Origin of the sequence: Streptomyces sp. TRM68416 (assembly GCF_014596915.1) — a bacterium.
In the GTDB taxonomy this organism is placed as follows: domain Bacteria; phylum Actinomycetota; class Actinomycetes; order Streptomycetales; family Streptomycetaceae; genus Streptomyces.
In genome coordinates, this window is sequence record NZ_JACVWU010000017.1 from 66,146 (window position 1) to 84,644 (window position 18,499).

16 protein-coding genes are annotated in these 18,499 nt (G+C 73.6%); 11 read left to right on the forward strand and 5 right to left on the reverse strand.

Translation table 11 applies throughout. The features are described from left to right. Nucleotides 1-20: 20 nt before the first annotated feature. The 3 genes from ICC28_RS25655 to ICC28_RS25665 all read right to left on the reverse strand — a co-directional run bounded on the left by ICC28_RS25655 (nt 21) and on the right by ICC28_RS25665 (nt 3,565). On the reverse strand, nt 21-185 hold the full coding sequence (locus ICC28_RS25655) for a hypothetical protein (RefSeq protein WP_223189532.1): 165 nt from the start codon (nt 183-185) through the stop codon (nt 21-23). Nucleotides 186-1,016: 831 nt separating this feature from the next. Next, nucleotides 1,017-2,609, reverse strand: a complete 1,593-nt coding sequence (locus ICC28_RS25660; RefSeq protein ID WP_188291067.1) for an ABC transporter permease — start codon at nt 2,607-2,609, stop codon at nt 1,017-1,019. Further along, nucleotides 2,606-3,565, reverse strand: a complete 960-nt coding sequence (locus ICC28_RS25665) for an ATP-binding cassette domain-containing protein (protein ID WP_188291068.1) — start codon at nt 3,563-3,565, stop codon at nt 2,606-2,608. The genes ICC28_RS25660 and ICC28_RS25665 overlap by 4 nt, the downstream gene beginning before the upstream one ends. Before the next feature lie 233 nt (nt 3,566-3,798). Between ICC28_RS25665 and ICC28_RS25670 the strand changes: the two genes are divergently transcribed. Further along, a complete protein-coding gene (locus ICC28_RS25670) occupies nt 3,799-4,836 on the forward strand; it encodes a GerMN domain-containing protein (RefSeq protein WP_223189461.1) in 1,038 nt (345 codons plus the stop codon). Nucleotides 4,837-4,910: 74 nt separating this feature from the next. Here the strand turns inward: ICC28_RS25670 and ICC28_RS25675 are convergent, their stop codons facing one another. Next, nucleotides 4,911-6,818: a PAS domain S-box protein gene (locus ICC28_RS25675; protein ID WP_223189462.1), complete on the reverse strand. Its 1,908-nt coding sequence runs from the start codon at nt 6,816-6,818 to the stop codon at nt 4,911-4,913. Nucleotides 6,819-7,113: 295 nt separating this feature from the next. Here ICC28_RS25675 and ICC28_RS25680 point away from each other — a divergent pair, with 295 nt between their 5' ends. From ICC28_RS25680 to ICC28_RS25725, 10 genes are all read left to right on the forward strand, one after another. Then, nucleotides 7,114-7,578 carry a cyclic nucleotide-binding domain-containing protein gene (locus tag ICC28_RS25680; protein ID WP_188291070.1) on the forward strand — a complete coding sequence of 155 codons (465 nt, stop codon included), beginning with the start codon at nt 7,114-7,116 and terminating at the stop codon, nt 7,576-7,578. A gap of 48 nt (nt 7,579-7,626) precedes the next feature. Then, nucleotides 7,627-8,322, forward strand: coding sequence for a CBS domain-containing protein (locus ICC28_RS25685; RefSeq protein WP_188291071.1), 696 nt, complete (start codon nt 7,627-7,629; stop codon nt 8,320-8,322). A 36-nt stretch (nt 8,323-8,358) separates the two neighbouring features. Next, nucleotides 8,359-8,940 (forward strand): hypothetical protein, encoded by a 582-nt coding sequence (locus ICC28_RS25690; RefSeq protein WP_188291072.1) that lies wholly within the window; start codon nt 8,359-8,361, stop codon nt 8,938-8,940. 249 nt (nt 8,941-9,189) lie between these two features. Further along, entirely contained in the window at nt 9,190-9,612 is a 423-nt protein-coding gene (locus ICC28_RS25695; protein ID WP_188291073.1) for an Hsp20/alpha crystallin family protein, read from the forward strand. 525 nt (nt 9,613-10,137) lie between these two features. Next, nucleotides 10,138-11,472 carry a wax ester/triacylglycerol synthase domain-containing protein gene (locus ICC28_RS25700; RefSeq protein WP_188291074.1) on the forward strand — a complete coding sequence of 445 codons (1,335 nt, stop codon included), beginning with the start codon at nt 10,138-10,140 and terminating at the stop codon, nt 11,470-11,472. A 101-nt stretch (nt 11,473-11,573) separates the two neighbouring features. Continuing rightward, nucleotides 11,574-13,376: an acetate--CoA ligase gene (acsA, locus tag ICC28_RS25705; protein WP_188291075.1), complete on the forward strand. Its 1,803-nt coding sequence runs from the start codon at nt 11,574-11,576 to the stop codon at nt 13,374-13,376. Then, nucleotides 13,373-14,383 (forward strand): pyruvate dehydrogenase (acetyl-transferring) E1 component subunit alpha, encoded by a 1,011-nt coding sequence (gene pdhA, locus ICC28_RS25710; protein ID WP_188291076.1) that lies wholly within the window; start codon nt 13,373-13,375, stop codon nt 14,381-14,383. The genes acsA and pdhA overlap by 4 nt, the downstream gene beginning before the upstream one ends. Before the next feature lie 2 nt (nt 14,384-14,385). Continuing rightward, nucleotides 14,386-15,411: an alpha-ketoacid dehydrogenase subunit beta gene (locus ICC28_RS25715; protein WP_188291077.1), complete on the forward strand. Its 1,026-nt coding sequence runs from the start codon at nt 14,386-14,388 to the stop codon at nt 15,409-15,411. Nucleotide 15,412: 1 nt separating this feature from the next. Further along, nucleotides 15,413-17,170 (forward strand): 2-oxo acid dehydrogenase subunit E2, encoded by a 1,758-nt coding sequence (locus tag ICC28_RS25720; protein WP_188291078.1) that lies wholly within the window; start codon nt 15,413-15,415, stop codon nt 17,168-17,170. Between the two features lie 5 nt (nt 17,171-17,175). Continuing rightward, on the forward strand, nt 17,176-17,430 hold the full coding sequence (locus tag ICC28_RS25725) for an acyl carrier protein (RefSeq protein ID WP_188291079.1): 255 nt from the start codon (nt 17,176-17,178) through the stop codon (nt 17,428-17,430). A 55-nt stretch (nt 17,431-17,485) separates the two neighbouring features. Here ICC28_RS25725 and ICC28_RS25730 read toward each other — a convergent pair whose 3' ends face one another. Then, nucleotides 17,486-18,358: a CBS domain-containing protein gene (locus tag ICC28_RS25730; protein WP_188291080.1), complete on the reverse strand. Its 873-nt coding sequence runs from the start codon at nt 18,356-18,358 to the stop codon at nt 17,486-17,488. Nucleotides 18,359-18,499: the final 141 nt, after the last annotated feature.

Here is an 18,499-nt window from a genome sequence, read left to right on the forward strand (position 1 = left end):
GATCCTCCCGTCGTCGTTGATCAGGACATGAGGACGCGCTTCCGCAGGAGGGCGAAGCCTGCGCGGCCGAGCATCTGGCGCTTGAGCATCTTGATCCGGTTGACGTGCCCTTCCACGACGCCCGAGTTCCAGGGCAGAGTCAGGCCGGCGATGACTGCGTCGCGGTCGCCGAACCGGCGGTGCACGATCTCGGCGATCCTCGCCAGCGTCCAGCACTGGTCACTCCAGCCGCCCAGTCCGCCACGGACTCTTCGTCCAGTCGGGTTCTGCCGATCAGGTCCGCCTCGGTCCGCGTCAGGACCCCCGCCCGGACCGCCCAGGCGAGGACAAGGTCCGGGTGACCCCAGGGAGGCCGCGGTGGAGCGGACCGGAACTCGTGTACGACCGGCTTGGGCGCGTCAAGAGCTTCGGACAGCGCGGCCAAACCGCGGCGCTGGGTGGCCCATTTGAGCCGTACGAGGACACGCGGCCGAGACAGGTCGACCGTGGCCGGCGCTTCCGGGAAACCGGACAGCACTTCGGCGTGGACGTCACAGGGGGTCGCCGGGGTAGCGCACCGTCAGCCAGCGGCACACGCCCGCGAGCGTCGGCAGTGCCATCCCGGCGCACGCGAGCGTCCAGGTGGCCCCCTGTTCCCGAGAGCGCCGCACCAGAGTCGCCCATCTGGCGTCCCTGGTCGCGAGCGGGCAGCTGCCCTGCAGCAGACGGCGCCGCGGCTCGTCCAAGGGCACTGGCCGGTCCGGAGGACCGGCGTAACCGCGGCAGTCGGGAGACGACGGAAAGCCGGAGACGGGACGGGCAGCCGAAGGCGGAGGACCTGGCCGGTCAGGGGCACAGGAAAACCGGTGACGATTCCTTGCAGGGCAGGGCGCGGATGCTCGATGCCCTGCACCGAGAACAACATCAGCGCCCTGCGTCAGCCGAGATCCTGCGGAAGGAGCTGCGTGTCGGGGCCGCCCGATCGAGAGAACTCGCCGCGCTGGTGAGAGGGAACCGTGCAGGCGAGTAGCAGCCTTCTAGCCGACGTCCCGGTGTCGGAAGCTCGCCAGGCCGGTTGCTGTCAGGGTGGCGGCGAGCAGGGTGAGCAGGGTTGGTGCGGTGAGGGTCAGGTCGGCTGCGGGTAGGTGGGGGAGGTGTTCGTAGGGGGAGAGGTTCCGTAGCCAGTGGGGCAGGTCGAGGGCCTGGCCCAGCAGGCCGATGACGAAGCAGGCGGTGAGGGCGGCCCAGGCGGCGGCCGCCCCGCGCGGGACGAGGCCGAACAGGGTGGTCGTGACTCCCGCGAGCAGCCAGAGCGCCGGTGTGTGGACGAGCGCGGCGCCGACGAGGCGGGGCACCTGGGTCGGATCGCCGCTGCTGATGCCGTAGGCGAGTCCTGTGCCGAGGCCCGCGGCGGTGAGGACCACGACGCTGCCGGCCAGGGTCACGGTCAGGTGGGAGGCCACCCAGCGGGTTCGGGAGAGCGGTGTGGCGAGCAGGGGTTCGGCGCGCAGGCCGGTCTCCTCGCCGCGCAGTCGCAGCGCGGACTGGACCGTGTAGCCGGCGCTGATGAGGGCCACGACGAGCAGCGACTGGGCGAGGTAGGAGTCGGTGAGGCCGGCGCCGCCGTATCCCGTCATGAGGTCCTCCAGGGCCTCGTTGTCGGCGACGAAGTCCTCGACGTCGTCGGCGACCCAGCCGTAGGCGAGACCGGTCAGGAACACGCCGCAGCTCCAGCCGATCAGGCTGCCGCGCTGCAGGCGCAGGGCCAGTCCGAGGGGCCGGCCGAGGCGTGGTGCCGCCCGGGGCGGGCCCGCCCCGGGCGGCACCAGGCCCGCGCCGACGTCCCGCCGGTCCGACAGCGCGTGGGCGACGGCGACGGCAGCGACGGTGAACACGGCCGGCACGAGCAGAGGCCACCAGCGTTCGCCCGCGAAGGGCCGCGTCTTCTGGACCCAGCCGATGGGGGAGAGCCAGGACGCCGTCCCGTCTCCGATGTCCCCGACGGCCCGCAGCACGAAGGCCGTGCCCAGCACGGCACCGGTGCAGCCGTGCACGACCCGGGTGTTCTCCGAGATCTGGGCGGCGACCAGGGTGATCGCGGCGAAGACCAGCCCGAGGGCGCAGAAGGAGACGCCGAGGAGGACCGAACCCTCGACGGGCAGGTCCAGGGCCAGGAGGCCGAGCGAGACGGCGGCGCCGACGAGGACGTTCATGCCGGACACGACCAGCAGGGTGGCCGAGGCGTTCGCGTGCCGGCCGACCGGGAGGGCGCCGATCAGCTCGGCGCGGCCGGCCTCCTCCTCGGCGCGGGTCTGCCGGCCGGTCATGAACGTGCTCATCAGCGCGACCACGACGAGGCCGAGCGTGCCCACCTGGAAGGCCACCTGGCCGCCCAGGGTGTCGAGTCCCTGGGCCGGACCGTTGAAGGCGATGGCCGCCGCGTTGTCCGCACTGGCCTCGGCCGCCACGTCCAGATCGTGCTGGGTGGGGTAGAGCCCCTTCACGCTCGCCGCCGTCAGCAGCACCAGCAGCGGGACGGCGGTGGTCCAGATCAGCACGCGGAGCCGGTCCCGGCGCAGGATGAGCCGGACGAGCGTGGCGGTGCCGGTCAGCTCGGCCGAACGGATCATCGCCGCGCTCCCTCGGCCTCGTTGCCGTAGTGGCGCAGGAACAGCTCCTCCAGCGTGGGGGGTTGGCTGGTGAGGGTGCGGATGCCGAAGTCGCTCAGTCGGCGGACGGCCTCGTCCAGGCGGTCGGTGTCCACGTCGAAGCGGGCCCGGTGGTTCTCGACGCGCAGATCGTGCACGCCGGGGAGGTCACCGAGCCCGCTCGGCGTCTGCACGGTCTCCACGTCGATCGAGGTGCGCGTCAGATGCCGTAGCCCGGCGAGCGTGCCGCTCTCCACCGTGCGGCCCGCGCGGATGATGCTCACCCGGTCGCACAGGGCCTCCACCTCGGCCAGGATGTGGCTGGACAGCAGCACCGTGCGGCCCTGCGCCTTCGCCTCGCCGATGCAGTCCTGGAAGACGTTCTCCATCAGCGGGTCGAGCCCCGAGGTCGGCTCGTCCAGGAGCAGCAGGTCGGCCCGGGACGCCAGCGCCGCGACCAGGCCCACCTTCTGCCGGTTGCCCTTGGAGTAGGTGCGCGCCTTCTTCGTCGGGTCCAGCTCGAACCGCTCGAGCAGCTCGTCGCGCCGGACCGGGTCGAGGTCGCCGCGCAGCCGCCCGAAGACGTCGATGATCTCGCCGCCGGTGAGCTTGGGCCACAGGCTGACGTCCCCCGGCACGTAGGCGATACGCCGGTGCAGGGCGACGGCGTCCCGCCAGGGATCACCGCCCAGCAGCCGGACCTCGCCCGCGTCGGGCCGCAGCAGCCCGAGCAGGACCCGGACGGTCGTGGTCTTGCCCGCCCCGTTGGGTCCGAGGAAGCCGTGCACCTCTCCCCGGGCCACGGTCAGGTCGAGGCCGTCGAGCGCACGCGTGCGGCCGAAGGTCTTCACCAGCTGGGACACCAGCACGGCGGCAGGTCCGTCGCCGCCGGTCCCGGCACGGCGCGGTGGCGCCTCGGGCACTGAATCCGGGTGCATCAGCCACTCCCGTCTCGGCTTTCCTACGACGCTGTCGCACACCGGCACGGTGCGTGCAGGGGCCGAAAGTCCCCGAGCGCCGCCGCACGGTGGTCCCCGTCCGGCACCTGAAGGGGCGTGAACCAGGGCCTGAACAGGCGGAACCGATGCCGTACGGCCCATGCTAGAGGGCCGTACGGCACTTGGGTTGTGCGGGCCGGTGGTGTTGTCTGGAAGGGTCGGAGGAGGCTGCCATGCAATCCGAGATCTCCACCAGGCCTGCGTCCCGCCGGCTGCGGCGCCCCGTCGCGATGGCCGCCGCCGTGCTGCTCGTGTCGTCCGTGGCGACCGCGTGCGGCAGCGGCTCGGGTGGTACCCCCGGCACGACTCCTGGAACCGGCAGGCCGAGCCCGTCGAGTCCGTCGAGCCCCGACGGCACCAACGGCGGCACGACCGGAGGCGGCTCCACGGCACCGGGCCAGGGCGACACGACCGCACCCGGCCAGGGCGGCACCACCGCACCCGGCACCCCCGCCCCGTCGGCCGAGCCGAGCGGGCCCGGACCCGGTGGCGGACCCCGCCAGGTCCGTACGGCGGTGTACTTCCTGCGCGGGGAGAAGGTCTCACCCGCTCCGCGCACGGTGACGGCGCCCGGCACCGCGGCCGGCGCGCTGCGCGCCCTGCTGGCCGGGCCGAACAGCTACGAGCGCGGCTTCAAGCGCACCACCGCCATTCCTTCGGGCACGACGCTGAACTCCGTCGACGTGCGGAACAAGGTGGCCACCGTGGACCTGTCCGGACGCTACGACGACGGCGGCGGAAGCCTGTCGATGCGGGCCCGGCTCGCCCAGGTGGTGTTCACCGCGACCCGCTTCCCCAGCATCGAGAAGGTGCGGTTCGAGCTGGACGGCAAGCCGGTGACGTCCTTCGGCGGCGAGGGCATCGTCCTCGACCGGCCCGTGGGCCGCGCCGACTTCGAGGATCTCTCACCCCTCGTCCTGGTCGAGTCGCCGCTGATCGGCGACACGATCCGCACGCCCGTGCGGGTGTGGGGGAGCGCCAACACCTTCGAGGCGACGCTCCGGCTGAAGATCACCGACGCCGCCGGGCGCACGGCCGCGAGCGTGTACGCCACGGCGACCTCCGGAACCGGCACGCGCGGCACGTTCGACGTGACCATCCCCTACAAGGCGACCCGCTCGGGGCCCGGCACGCTCACGGCGTGGTGGGACTCGCCCGAGGACGGACGGAAGGTCGTCGAGGACGTCGTACCCCTGAACGTCGAGCGATGAGCCCCGGCAGGAGCAGAGGTGAGCTCCCGCCAGGACCAGAGGCGAGCCCCGGAAGGACCAGCGGTGGGCCGACGTCACGCGTCCAGCTTGAGGGTGAACCACGTCGTCTTGCCCTCGTCCGTGGGCTGCACCCCCCAGCTGTGGGCCAGCGTGCGGACGAGGCACAGGCCGCGGCCGGACTCCTCGTTCTGGGTGGCCTGCCGGGGCTGGGGGAGATGCGGACTGCGGTCGCTGACCTCGACCGTGAGGTCGTCGGCGGTGCGGCGGGCGTGCAGACCGAGGGGGCCCTCCGCGTGCTGGACGGCGTTGGTCAGGATCTCGGAGACCAGCAGCAGCGCGTCGTCGGCCAGCGCGGTGCAGTCCCAGTCGGCGAGGGCCTTGCCGAGCAGCACCCGGCCCTCGGGCACGGCCGACGGAACGGCGGGGAACTCGGCGGCGAAGGTGTCCAGCGGCGGCGCGGGGAGCCGGGCCAGGAGCAGGGTGACGTCGTCGTTGTGACTCTCGGGATCGGGCACCAGACCGGCCAGCAGATGGTCGGCTGCCGATTCCAGACAGGTCCCCTCGGTGAAGAAATCCCCCAGGAGTGAGGTGAGCTGGTGCAGTCGGCTCTCGATGTCGCTGTCCGGCGTCTCGATCAGGCCGTCGGTGTACAGCACCAGACTCGCGCCGGGCGGGACGGACGTGCAGGACTGCTGGTAGACGATGCCGCCGACACCGAGCGGAGCGTTGACCGGGACGGGCAGTTGCCGCACCCCCTCGCCGGGCACGGCGACCAGCGTCGGCAGGTGCCCGGCGGAGCAGACGGTGACCGTACCGGCGTCCGGCGCTATGACGAGATAGCAGCAGGTGACCAGTTGGTCGGGGACGTCGAGGTCGGCCACGCAGGCGTCCAGGGCCTGCATGAGCCGGCGCGGCTGGATGCCCGTCTTGGCGAGCGCGTGCGCCGCCGAGCGCAACTGGCCCATGACGGCGGCCGCTTCCAGGCCGCGCCCCATCACGTCACCGATCAGCACCCCCACCCGTCCGGCGCCGAGCGGAACGAGGTCGAACCAGTCGCCGCCCACCCCGGCGCCCTGCGTCGCGGGCCGGTACCGGCTGGCGGTGGCCAGGCCGGGAATGGCCGGCGGGGTACCCATCAGACTGCGCTGCAGGGTGAGGGCGATGCGCCGCTGCTGCTCGTACAGGGCGGTGAGTTCGGCCTCCGCCCGCTTGCGCTCGCTGATGTCCCGCACGATGGCGCACGCCCCGACGACCGTGCCGTCCGTGTCCCGGGTCGGCCACAGCGTGACGTCGACGTCCAGCAGCGCACCCGACTTGGTCAGGCGCAGTGTCTCGAAGCGCTCGACCTTCTCGCCCAGCCGCAGTCGGCGCAGCAGCGCCATGATCTCGTCCTTGCACTGCTCGGGGGCGAGGAGTGACACGTGTCTGCCGATGGCCTCCTCGGCGGTGTAGCCGTAGAACCGCTGGGCCGCCGCGTTCCAGTAGGTGATGCGTCCGTCGAGGGTCTTGGCGAGGATCGCGTCCTGGGAGGACTCGACGAGCGCGGCGAGTTCGTTGATGCGCCGCTCGGCGGCCTTGCGGTCGCTGACGTCCCGGACGGCGGCCGAGACGAGCAGGCCGTTCGGGGTCTGCAGGGGGCTGAGGCTGATCTCGACGGGGAACTCGGTGCCGTCCTTGCGCAGGCCGTGCAGCTCCAGTCCGGCACCCATCGGGCGCACCTGGCGGTTGGCGGCGTAGCCGGCGCGGTGGCGGGTGTGGTGGCCCTGGAAGCGCTGCGGGACGAGCAACTCGACCGGATGGTCGAGCAGTTCCTCGCGCCGGTAGCCGAACAGGGCCTCGGTCTGCGCGTTGACGAGTTTGATGATGCCGGCATCGTCGACGATGACCATGGCGTCCGGCGCGGCCTCCAGGAGGCTGCGGAATCGTTCCTCGCCGGTCGCGTCCGCGGTCCGCATCGGCTGCGTCGCGACGATCTCGGTCATAGGCTCAACCCCCCACGGTGGTGGGGTCATATCAGCGTCTTCGCGCCGCCTTCGCGAGTGATTGTCATTTACTCTCCGTATGCTGCTCAAAACTGACCGTTGTCAGATCGCGGTCTGGGCGGATCGCAGCGTTCCGGGGACGGTATGCGAAAGCCCGCCCCCGCGGTATGCCCAGTGGGCCCCGGGAACAGGGCCACTCGGCTCATGCCTCGCGCGCACCCGTCGCCCACGCTGAGGACAGGAGACGTACGCCCGCCACGACGGCCGCGCCCGCCGGCACGCGAGGAGACGCACCATGACCACCGCCACCATCCCCCGGCCCACCAGGACGCTGTCCGCGGAGTACCGCGGGCGCCTGATGAGCCTGGCGCACGAGGCGCGCTACCCGGCGGGCACCCGCCTGTTCGACGAGGGCGGCCGGGCCGGGCTCTTCTGGATCGTCCGGTCCGGGGGCGTGGCCCTCGACGTGCGCGTCCCCGGCCGCCGGCCGGTCGCCCTGGAGACGCTGGGCCGCGGTGAACTGCTCGGCTGGTCCTGGCTGTCCCCCTCGTACCGGTGGCAGTTCGGCGCGCAGACGGTGGGACCGGTGCACGCCCACGAGTTCCACGCCGCGGCCGTACGCCGGATGTGCGCGGAGGACCCCGCGATGGGCCACGCGATCGCGCTGTGGGTCGCCGAGGCCGAGGCCCGGCGCCTGACGGCCGCCCGCGACCGCCTCCTGGACCTGGACACCCCCTACGGCGGCGGGGCGCGGGGCTGACCCCCCGCCCCGGGCGTCGACCGGACCGGAACCCCGCCGGAGGACACCATGGACGGCACCCCCAGCACCGTGGACGACGTGATGACCCGCAGGGTCGTGGCCGTCCGGCGCGCAGCCGCGTTCAAGGACATCGTCAAGACCATGCGGCGGTGGCACGTCAGCGGCGTCCCCGTGGTGGACGACGACAACCGCGTGGTGGGCGTGGTCTCCCAGGCCGATCTGCTGCTGAAGGAGGAGGTCCACGACGCCGGCCCCGACCGCTCGTCCCGGCCCGTCCGCCCCGAGGACGTGGCCAAGGCCGCCGCCCGCAGGGCCGCGGACCTGATGACGGCACCGGCCGTCACCGCCCACCCGCACGACACGCTGGCGGCGGCCGCCCGGGCCATGGCCCGCCACGGGGTCAAGCGGCTGCCCGTGGTCGACGAGCACGGCGTCCTGGCCGGCATCGTCAGCCGGGCCGACCTGCTCAACGTCTTCCTGCGCGACGACGACTCCATCGCCCGCGAAGTGCGCGACGAGGTCGTCGCGTTCCTCTTCCCCGAAGCGCCGGACGCCGTCCGGGTGCAGGTCCGCGACGGGGTCGTACGACTCACCGGGCGCGTGCCCAGCACGGCCCTCGTCCCCGTCGCCGCCCGCCTGACGCGGGCCGTGGAAGGCGTGGTGGGCGTGGACTGCGAACTGCTGGGCCCACGCCGCCGTCCCGTCCTGGACCCGGACCTCGCCGACGACGGCGCGGGCCGTTGACCCGGACCCGATCCGGACCGACAGGGGGTGCCGGCGATGAGGAGGACGACGGTGCGCGGCTGGCGCTGGCGGCACAACACCCTGCGCCGCCCCAGCGACCGCGCTGAGGCCTGGATCGTCCTGGCCACCTGGATCCTGGCCCTGGTGGGCGGCCTGGGCACGGCCCAGCTGACCGGTGACCGGGTGGCCGACGGCCTCGCCGAGCGACGTGACCGGGCCCAGCCGGTCTCCGCCGTGCTCGTCGAGGACGCGCCGACGGTCCCGGTCACGACGGGGGAGGGCTTCAGCAACAGCACGGTCTGGGCGAAGGTGCGCTGGACGGACGCCGACGGCGCCCCGCACACGGGCCGGGCGCAGGTCGATCCCGGCAGCGAGGCGGGCACCTCGGTCACGGTCTGGACCGGCACCACGGGCACTCTGGTCGCCCCGCCCCCCACCGCCATGGAGGCGGAGTTCCAGTCGGTCCTCGCGGGCACCCTGGCCGGGCTGACCGCCGCCGGCACCCTGGTCGGCTGCGGCCGGCTCGCACGGTTCGGCCTGGACCGGCGGCGACTGCACGCATGGGAGACGGAGTGGGCCCGGGTCGGCCCGCAGTGGCGCAAGCGGATGTACGGCTGACGGGGCAAAAGGTCCGGAGCATGCGGCAGGGGCCTGTCGGGTCCCGGGCGTGTGGCAGGCGCCGCGCCTGTCGGGTCACGGGCATGCGGCAGGCGCCTGTCGGGCCCCAGGTATGCGGCAGGGGTCTGTCGGGGTCCGGGGGCGTGCGCGGCAGGGGCCTGTCGGGTCCCGCGCGGGACCGGTCGGCCCAGGCGCGCCCCCGCCCCGCGGCGCGACGCTGGAAGCGGGAAGAACGAAGAGGAGGGTGACATGAGCGGCATGATCGAGCGGTTGCCCGGCTGGCCGATGCTCCCCGACCTGTTCGGCTGGGTCGAGGGCGGGTTCCCGGCCGCCCACACCGCCCCGGGGATACACGGCATCCGCACCGAGGAACGCCTGGCGGACGGAGCGTACGTGCTGCGGGCCGAGCTGCCCGGCATCGACCCCGCGAAGGATGTCGAGATCACGATCACGGAAGGTCTGCTCACACTGCGCGCCGAGCGCACCGAGGAGACCAAGGAGAGGCACCACACCGAGTTCCGCTACGGCACCTTCGCCCGCTCGGTCCGGCTGCCCGCCGGCGCCACGGGCGAGGAGGCCACCGCGGAGTACAAGGACGGTGTCCTGACGATCACGGTTCCGGTGCCGGAGAAGAAGGCGGGCACCCGGACCGTCCCCGTGCGGTCCGTCTGAGCGCCGTCGCGCGCCGCGCCGCACGCCGTGTGCGCGACCGGGGTCGGCTCCCGGTCACGCACACGTTTCTCTCTGCCCGCTTTCACGGACGACGGCGCGGGCCCTCACTGGAAGACGGCATGGATCGCGCACTCCGGCGCGGCGTGGGGGGCGACGAGGATCTCGTCGCCCTCGCGCAGGCCGAGATCGGGCGCGGGGGCAGGCCGCCTCCCGGGCGGACAGTCCGCGCGCTCCGGTGCCGAACGCGCCGAACACCTCGTCCGGGCGCAGCCGCTGGACCGGCACGGACGGGGCACCCGGCGCAACCGCCGCCGCACGGGCGGAGTCCGTCGGGGCGTCGGCGACGAGGTGGCCTGGCACGGGACCCCCAGGCCGTACGACGCCTCGTCCTCCCAGGCTCGGCGGCGGTGAGCGGGCCGGCCACGGCCCCCCGGGCCCGGGGGGCCGGGCGGACCGGCCCACCCGGCTACGACGGGACCGTTCGGCCCCTGGCGCGGCCCCGTCGGCGGCAGGACGGTGGAAGACATGATCGAGCGCGCGAGCCCGGCGGACCGGGCCTTCTTGGCGATGGACACCGGGGAGGTGCCCGAGCAGTTCGGTGTCGTGCTGCTGCTCGGCGAGGGCGCGGACGGCCCGGTCACCCTCGAACACGTCCTCAAGCTGATCGCCGAGCGCGTACCGGCGGTGCCGCGCCTGCGCCGGCGGCTGGTGGCCGCGCCCTTCGGCTGCGGCGGGCCGGTCTGGGCCGACGATCCCTCGTTCGACGTCCGCCAGCACGTCCGCACGGTGCGCTGCACCCCGCCGGGCGACGCACAGGCACTGCTGGACACGGCCCTGTCGGTGATCATGCACCCGATGCCCCGCACCGCGCCGATGTGGTCGGCGACCCTGGTCACGGACGTTGCCGGAAGCGCGGGCGCCCTGGTGCTCGTCCTGCACCACGCCCTCGCCGACGGAGTCGGCGGCCTCGCCGTACTGACCCGACTCGTCGACGCGCCGCGGCAGGCACCCGAGGCCGCCTTCCCCCGCCCGGCACCCGGCAGGGCCGCACTGGCCCGCGACGCGCTGCACAGCCGTCTCACGGCGCCGCGCCGCGCCCGGGCCGCGTGGCGTCTGCTGCGCGCCTCGACGGGCGCCGGCGGAGGACTGCGCCCCCCACGGGCCGCCCCGACCTCCCTGAACCGGCGCACGGGACCGCGCCGCCGCCTCGGCGCGGTCCACACCGACCTCGCCGCGCTGCGAAACGCCGCCCACTCGCACGGCGCCAGCGTCAACGACGCCGTCCTGGTCGCCGTCGCGGCCGCCCTGCGCCGAGTGCTCCGGGGCAGGGGCGAGTTCCCCGACGCGTTCGTCGTCACCGTGCCCGTGTCCGGCCGCCGGCCGGAAGCGGAGAGTGCCCTGGGCAACATGGTCAGCCCGATGCTGGTCTCCGTGCCGGCCGTCGGCACCGTCCCCGACCGGCTGCGCCGGGTGTCGGCGCAGGTCCGCGCGCACCGGGCGGCCGCCACCGGGCCGGCCCCCATCGCGCTGCTGGGCTGGCTGTTCCGGCCGCTGGCACGGCTGGGCGGCTACCGCTGGTACATGAACCACCAGCACCGGTTCCACACCCTGGTCACCCATGTGCACGGCCCCGCCGAGCAGGTCGCCTTCGGCGGCGTCCCGGTCGTCTCCGCCGTCCCGGTCACCGTCGGCGACGGCGGCAACATCCCCGTGCACTTCGAGGTCCTCTCCTACGCCGGCACCCTCACTCTCGCCGCCACGGCCGACCCCGACCACTTCCCCGAGCTCGCCGAACTGACCGAGGCCCTCTCCGCCGAGCTGGACCTGATCGTCCGGTACCGCGGCGCCGGCGGTTCGTGACCCCCGGCCCCCCCGACGGGGACGTTCGGCCCAGTGCCCGCCGCGCGCCCCGGGCGGACGGTCGGAACAGGACCCACGGGACCCCACGGGAAGGGGATGCCATGTCCGGCGAGACCGTCCGCAAGCAGACTCCGCCTCGGGTACCGCCCAACCTGGACGACTACGACAAGACGTACGAGGCCTTCTCCTGGGCCCGGGCCCGCACCAAGCTCTACGGGCTGCCCGGCGGACGGGGACTGAACATCGCGTACGAGGCCGTCGACCGGCACGTCGCGTCCGGCCACGGAGAGGCCGTCGCCCTGCGCTGCGTGGGCCGCGACGACTCGGTGACCACCGTGACGTACCGCGAACTGGCCCGCTCCACCGCCCGGTTCGCCCACGTGCTGCGCACCCTCGGGGTCGGACGCGGTGATCGCGTCGTCACCCTGCTGGGACGCTGCCCCGAGCTGTACACCGTGGTCCTGGGCACGCTGAAGAACACCAGCGTCCTGTGCCCGCTGTTCTCCGCCTTCGGACCGGACCCCGTCGCCCAGCGGCTGCGGCTCAGCAACGCCCGGGTCCTGGTCACCACCGCCGAGCTGTACCGCAGGAAGGTCGCGGCCCGGCGGGCGGAGTTCGACGACCTCGAACACGTGCTGATCGTCGGGGAAGGCGCCGAGGAGCTCCCCGGCACGGTCGCCCTCGACGCGCTCACGGCGTATGCGTCCGACACCTTCACCATCCCGCCGACCTCCCCGGACGACATGGCCCTGCTGCACTTCACCAGCGGCACCACGGGCACCCCCAAGGGCGCCGTCCACGTCCACGGAGCGGCCGTCGCCCACTACGCGACCGCGCACTACGCCCTCGACCTGCACCCGGACGACGTGTACTGGTGCACCGCCGACCCCGGCTGGGTCACCGGCATGTCCTACGGGATCGTCGCCCCGCTCATGCACGGCATCACGCTCGTCGTTGACGAGGGCGACTACGACGCCCGCCGCTGGTACCGGATCCTCGCCGAGCAGCGGGTCAGCGTCTGGTACACGGCGCCGACGGCGCTGCGGATGCTGATGCGGACCACACCGCGGACCGGACCGTACGACCTGCCCGCCTCCTTCGACCTGAGCGCGCTGCGCTTCATCGCCTCCGTCGGCGAGCCGCTCAACCCGGAAGCCGTCCTGTGGGGCCGTGACGTCCTGGGGCTGCCCGTGCACGACAACTGGTGGCAGACCGAGACCGGCGCCATCATGATCGCCAACTTCGCGGCCTGCGACATTCGCCCCGGCTCGATGGGGCGCCCGCTGCCCGGGGTGGAGGCCGCCGTGCTGCGGCGGGGCGAGGACGGCCGCGCCGAGGTCGTCGACGGCCGGGTGACCCTCCTCCAGGAGCCGGACGCCGAGGGCGAGCTGGCGCTGCGGCCGGGCTGGCCGTCCATGTTCCGCGGCTATCTGAACGACGAGGAGCGCTCCCGGGCGGCGTTCGCCGGGGGCTGGTACCTCACCGGTGACCTGGTGCGGCGCGACGCGGACGGCTGGTACTGGTTCGTCGGACGCGCGGACGACGTCATCAAGTCCGCCGGACACCTCATCGGGCCCTTCGAGGTGGAGAGCGCCCTGATGGAACACCCGGCCGTCGCCGAGGCCGGCGTGATCGGACGGCCCGACCCCGTCGCCGGGAACATCGTCAAGGCGTTCGTGTCCCTGCGGCCCGGCTTCGAGCCGACCACCGCCACCCGGCAGGAGCTGCTGGCCTTCGCCCGTCGCCGGCTCGGCCCGGCCGTCGCGCCCCGCGAGATCGCGTTCGACCAGCACCTGCCGCACACCCGCAGCGGCAAGGTCATGCGCCGCCTGCTGCGGGCCCGCGAACTCGGCCTGCCCGAGGGCGACATCTCCACCCTGGAGGGAACGGAGGGATCCGCATGAGCGCCACCCGCGCCGCACGCAAGTCCGCCGCCGGCCGGCAAGCGGTGCACGAACTCGCCCTGTTCGGCGCCATGCTGCGCATCCGCCGCTTCGAGGAGCGCTGCGTGGAGCTGTACAGCGCCGCCCGCATCCGCGGCTTCATGCACCTCTACATCGGCGAGGAGGCCGTCGCCGTCGGCGTCAACGAGGCGCTCACCGACGACGACGCGGTCGTCTCGACGTACCGCGAACACGGGCACGCACTCGCCCGCGGCGTCCCCGCCGACGCGATCATGGCGGAGATGTTCGGCAAGGAGACCGGCTGCAGCCGCGGCCGGGGCGGCTCCATGCACCTGTTCGACGCGAGCCGACGCTTCTACGGCGGCAACGCCATCGTCGGCGGCGGCCTCCCACTCGCCGCGGGACTCGCCCTCGCCGACCGCATGACCGGCAAAGACCGTGTCACCTGCTGCTTCTTCGGCGACGGGGCCTTCGCCGAGGGCGAGTTCCACGAGACGGCCAACCTGGCCGCCCTGTGGAGGCTGCCCCTGCTGTTCGTCTGCGAGAACAACCTGTACGCGATGGGCACCGCCCTGGAGCGCCACCAGGCCCAGACCGACCTGGCGATGCGCGCCGCCTCCTACGGCATGGTCTCCTGGGCCGTCGACGGCATGGACGTCCTGGCCGTCGAGGACGCCGCCCGGCGCGCCGCCGAGGGCATCCGCGCCGGCACCGGACCGCACTTCCTGGAGATGCGCACCTACCGCTTCCGCGCCCACTCCATGTACGACTCCGACCGCTACCGCGAGAAGGCCGAGATCGAGCGGTGGAAGGAACGCGACCCGATCGACCGGTTCGCCCAGCGGCTGCGCGAGCACGCCTCACTGACCGACAAGGCCCTCGCCGAGCTGGAGAAGCGGGTCGGCGCCGAGATCGACGCGGCCGTCGAGACCGCCGAACAGGCTCCCGAGGAGCCCGTCGCCGACCTGCTGCGATTCGTCACGAGCCCCGTGGGGGAGGCGAGCTGACCATGGCCACCACCGGAGATCCCGCAGAACGCAAGACGACCTACCGGGAAGCCCTGCGCGACGCCCTGCGCGAGGCGCTCGCCGCCGACGGGCGGGTCTTCCTGATGGGCGAGGACGTGGGCCGCTACGGCGGCTGCTTCGGCGTCAGCCTCGGCCTGCTGGAGGAGTTCGGCCCCGAGCGGATCCGTGACGCGCCGCTGTCGGAGTCCGCGTTCGTGGGCGCCGGCATCGGCGCCGCCCTGGCGGGCATGCGGCCGATCGTCGAGATCATGACGGTCAACTTCAGCCTGCTCGCCCTCGACCAGATCCTCAACAACGCCGCCACCCTGCTGCACATGTCGGGCGGACAGCTGGCGGTCCCGATCGTCATCCGGATGACCACCGGCGCCGGACGACAGCTCGCCGCCCAGCACTCCCACAGCCTGGAGGGCTGGTACGCGCACATCCCCGGCGTCCGGGTGGTGGCCCCGGCGACCATCGCCGACGCCCGCCACATGCTGGCCCCGGCGCTCGCCGACCCCGACCCGGTGCTGATCTTCGAGCACGGCGGCCTGTACAACGCCTCCGGCGACCTGGCAGCCGACGCGGGCCCGGTCGACCTCGACCACGCCGCGATCCGCCGCCCCGGCACGGACGTCACGCTGATCGCCTACGGCGGTTCGCTGCCCAAGGCGATGGCCGCCGCCGACGAACTGGGCAGCGGCGGCATCAGCGCCGAAGTCGTCGACCTGCGCACCCTGCGCCCCCTCGACGACGCCACCATCGGCGGCTCGGTCGCCCGCACGCACCGCGCCGTCGTCGTCGACGAGGGCTGGCGCAGCGGCAGCCTGGCCGCGGAGATCTCCGCCCGCCTGACCGAGCAGCACTTCTACGACCTCGACGCCCCCGTCGAGCGCGTGTGCAGCGCCGAGGTGCCGATGCCGTACGCGCGGCGGCTGGAGGAGGCCGCGCTGCCGCAGGTCGCCGGGATCGTCGCGGCCGCCCGGCGCACGGTCGGCGCGCTGCCCGCGGTCGGAGAGGCGGGCTGAGATGGCCGAGTTCACGATGCCGTCCCTCGGCGCCGACATGGACGAAGGGCTCCTGGTGGAGTGGCTCGTCCACCCCGGCGACCAGGTGAGCAAGGGTGACGTGGTCGCGGTCGTGGAGACCGACAAGGCGGCCATCGAGGTCGAGTGCTTCGAGTCGGGCACCGTGGGGGACCTGCTCGTCGAGCCCGGGACACGGGTGCCGGTGGGGACGCCGCTCGCGGTGATCGAGGCGGCGGGGGCCGCGGGGGTGGCCGTGACGCACGGGGGCGTGGCCTCCGGGACGGCGACGGCGCCGGTCACGGCTGAGCCGGTCGTGGCTGAGCGGATTGCGGCTGCGCCGGTGGCGGCTGAGCCGGTCGTGGCTGAGCCGGGGACAGGTACCTGGCCCCAGCCCCGCACCCAGCCCGCGCACGAACCTGAAGCCGCACCCGAACCGCGGCGCAAGCCCCGGAACCGGCCCGAGCCCGCGCACGAACCCGAAGCCGCACCCGAACCGCGACGCAAGCCCCGGAACCGGCCCGAGCCCGCACACGAACCGCAAGCCGCCCCCGAACCACAACCGGAGTTCGAGCCGCGCCCCGAGCACGAAGGCGCTCCCGTTCCCGAGCCCGCACGCATGGAGGCCCCCGAGCTCGTCGCGACCCCCGCGAGGGCACCGCGCGCGAAGCGCAGCGCCGCGGAGAAGCCGGTCGCGGGCGCCGGTCCGCTGGTACGGCACCTGGCGGCGGAACGTGGCATCGACCTGACGTCGGTGAACGGCACCGGACGCGGCGGCCGGATCACCCGCGCCGACATCGAGCACGCCGTAGCGGCGCCCGGGCGGCCGAGGGTGCGGGTCACCCCGTACGCACGGCGGCTCGCGCGTGAACTCGGCGTCGACACCGCGGCCTTGCGCGGCAGCGGGGACGGCGGCGCCGTCCGGGCGGCCGACGTGCGGGCCGCGGCGCGTGCCCGCTCCGCGCCCGAGCCACCGCCGGTCGAGCAGGCGTCCCCGCCGGTCGAGCGTGCGCCCTTGCCGGACGGCATCGAGGCACCGCAGGAACCGCAGGACCGGACACGGACACCCCTGTCGCGTGAGCCCCGCAAGGACACGCGGGCCGCCGCCATGCGCCGTGCCATCGCCGAGCTCATGAGCCGCTCCAAGAAGGAGATCCCGCACTACTACCTGTCCACCACCATCGACCTCACCGCGGCCATGGAGTCGCTGCACCGGCGCAACCGCGGTCTGCCGCTCGCCGAACGGCTCGTGCCGGCCGCCCTGTTGCTCAAGGCGGCGGCCACGGCGGCGCGGGACGTGCCGCAGCTCAACGGCTTCTGGGAGAAGGGCGCCTTCACGCCCGGCACCGGCGTGCACCTCGGCGTCGCCGTGTCGCTGCGGGACGGCGGGCTGCTGATGCCGGTGATCCACGACGCCGACACCCTCGCCCCCGTGGAACTGATGGCCGCCCTCAAGGACCTGGTCCGGCGCGCCCGCCTCGGCCGGCTGCGCGGCAGCGAACTGGCCGGCGCCACTCTCACCGTGACCAACCTGGGCGACCAGGGCGTGGAATCCGTCCTGGGCGTCATCCATCCGCCCCAGGTGGCCCTCGTCGGCTTCGGCGCCGTCGTCGAACGGCCCTGGGCCGTGGGCGGCTTGCTCGGCGTACGCCCGGTGGTGACCGCCACCCTGTCCGCCGACCACCGGGCCACCGACGGCGCCGTCGGGGCGCGCTACCTCACGGCGATCGACCGACTGCTGCAGAAACCGGAGGAGTTGTGAACCAGATGAAGCCCCTCACCAGCGCCGAGGCGCGGACCGCGATCGAGGAGTCCATCCTCAAGATCATCCCCGACGCCGACTTCACCCGGGTCGGACCGCACGACAAGTTCCGCGACGTCCTGGAACTCGACTCGCTCGATTTCCTCAGCCTGGTGGAGCTGCTGGTGGAACGCACCGGCATCCCCATCGACGAGGACGACTACCCCCGGCTCACCACCTTTGCCGACACCGTGGAGTTCCTGGTCGACCGGTCCGGCTAGCCGGACCGGACAGCACCGCGGCGGCCCCTCTTCACGGGGCCGCCGCCAATGGTGCTCACAGCGTCGTCAGCCGGTCCTCGACCTGGACCACGTCCGGGATCCGGGCCACCGCCTCGGTCAGCCGGGGAACCAGCTCCGCGTCGAGCGAGCCGGCCAGGGTCACGGTGCCGTTGCGGACCTCCACACGGACCTGCGCCGGGTCGACACCCAACTCCTCCCGCACCACGTGCTCGACGATCTCGGTCCGGATGGCCTCGTCGTCCCGGACGAGCGCCTGCAGCAGCTCGCTGCGGCTGACGACGCCCACGAGCCTGTCGTGGTGGTCGGTCACGAAGATCTGCCGGATCCTGGACCGCGAAGCACGCGCCGCGTCGACCACGGCGGTCCACGGGTGGACGGTGAGCGCCGGCGCCGACATCAGGGTGGCCGCGGTATCGCCCGCGTCCGCGGCGTGCCGGTGACGGCCGTGCACCTTGGCGAACAGGCCGGGACGGTCTGCCGGGGCGGCGAGCGAGGCGGCCCGGGCCAGCAGGTCGGACTCCGCGACGACACCGACGACCCGCTGCGAGTCGTCCACCACGGGCACCGCTCCGGTCTGCCGGCGGGCCAGCATCCGGGCGATGTCCAGGAACGGCGTGTCGGCGGAGAGCCCGGCGACGGACCGCTTCATGACGTCCCGCACCCGCAGTTCGGCGGACGCGGCCGTCCGGACGCGGGTGTGGGTCTTCGCTGAATGGGTGTGTCCGACCGCCTCGGCACCGGAGGGCTGTTCCGCCGCCGCCCGTACCGACTGGGAGGCCATGGCCTGCAGATAGCGCACCATCAGGGTCTGGCGGAACTCCTCGGCCGGCTTTTGGGCGTAGGCCGGCACCGCACGGCGTGCCTCCGTCGCCGATGTGGCGGCTTCCCGCGCGAATCGGTCGTCCATGGCAACCTCCCACGGTGTGCGCGGACAGGGGTCCTACCTTCACCATCGCGCCGACGCGCCCCACCGACACAGGGCCGCCCGGCCCCTTCCGCAGGTCGGAACGGCCCCTGTGGGGCCGGGGGGCCGCCGCATAGCGTGAAG

What these genes read in the sequence shown, in the direction of transcription:
- ICC28_RS25695 (WP_188291073.1), top strand. Translation starts at nt 9,190, where the DNA reads ATGAGCGGCATGATCGAGCGGTTGCCCGGCTGGCCGATGCTCCCCGAC.
- ICC28_RS25660 (WP_188291067.1), bottom strand. Translation starts at nt 2,609, where the DNA reads ATGATCCGTTCGGCCGAGCTGACCGGCACCGCCACGCTCGTCCGGCTC.
- ICC28_RS25715 (WP_188291077.1), top strand. Translation starts at nt 14,386, where the DNA reads ATGGCCACCACCGGAGATCCCGCAGAACGCAAGACGACCTACCGGGAA.
- pdhA (WP_188291076.1), top strand. Translation starts at nt 13,373, where the DNA reads ATGAGCGCCACCCGCGCCGCACGCAAGTCCGCCGCCGGCCGGCAAGCG.
- ICC28_RS25675 (WP_223189462.1), bottom strand. Translation starts at nt 6,818, where the DNA reads ATGACCGAGATCGTCGCGACGCAGCCGATGCGGACCGCGGACGCGACC.
- ICC28_RS25725 (WP_188291079.1), top strand. Translation starts at nt 17,176, where the DNA reads ATGAAGCCCCTCACCAGCGCCGAGGCGCGGACCGCGATCGAGGAGTCC.
- ICC28_RS25685 (WP_188291071.1), top strand. Translation starts at nt 7,627, where the DNA reads ATGGACGGCACCCCCAGCACCGTGGACGACGTGATGACCCGCAGGGTC.
- acsA (WP_188291075.1), top strand. Translation starts at nt 11,574, where the DNA reads ATGTCCGGCGAGACCGTCCGCAAGCAGACTCCGCCTCGGGTACCGCCC.
- ICC28_RS25730 (WP_188291080.1), bottom strand. Translation starts at nt 18,358, where the DNA reads ATGGACGACCGATTCGCGCGGGAAGCCGCCACATCGGCGACGGAGGCA.
- ICC28_RS25680 (WP_188291070.1), top strand. Translation starts at nt 7,114, where the DNA reads ATGACCACCGCCACCATCCCCCGGCCCACCAGGACGCTGTCCGCGGAG.
- ICC28_RS25670 (WP_223189461.1), top strand. Translation starts at nt 3,799, where the DNA reads ATGCAATCCGAGATCTCCACCAGGCCTGCGTCCCGCCGGCTGCGGCGC.
- ICC28_RS25690 (WP_188291072.1), top strand. Translation starts at nt 8,359, where the DNA reads ATGAGGAGGACGACGGTGCGCGGCTGGCGCTGGCGGCACAACACCCTG.
- ICC28_RS25720 (WP_188291078.1), top strand. Translation starts at nt 15,413, where the DNA reads ATGGCCGAGTTCACGATGCCGTCCCTCGGCGCCGACATGGACGAAGGG.
- ICC28_RS25665 (WP_188291068.1), bottom strand. Translation starts at nt 3,565, where the DNA reads ATGCACCCGGATTCAGTGCCCGAGGCGCCACCGCGCCGTGCCGGGACC.
- ICC28_RS25700 (WP_188291074.1), top strand. Translation starts at nt 10,138, where the DNA reads ATGATCGAGCGCGCGAGCCCGGCGGACCGGGCCTTCTTGGCGATGGAC.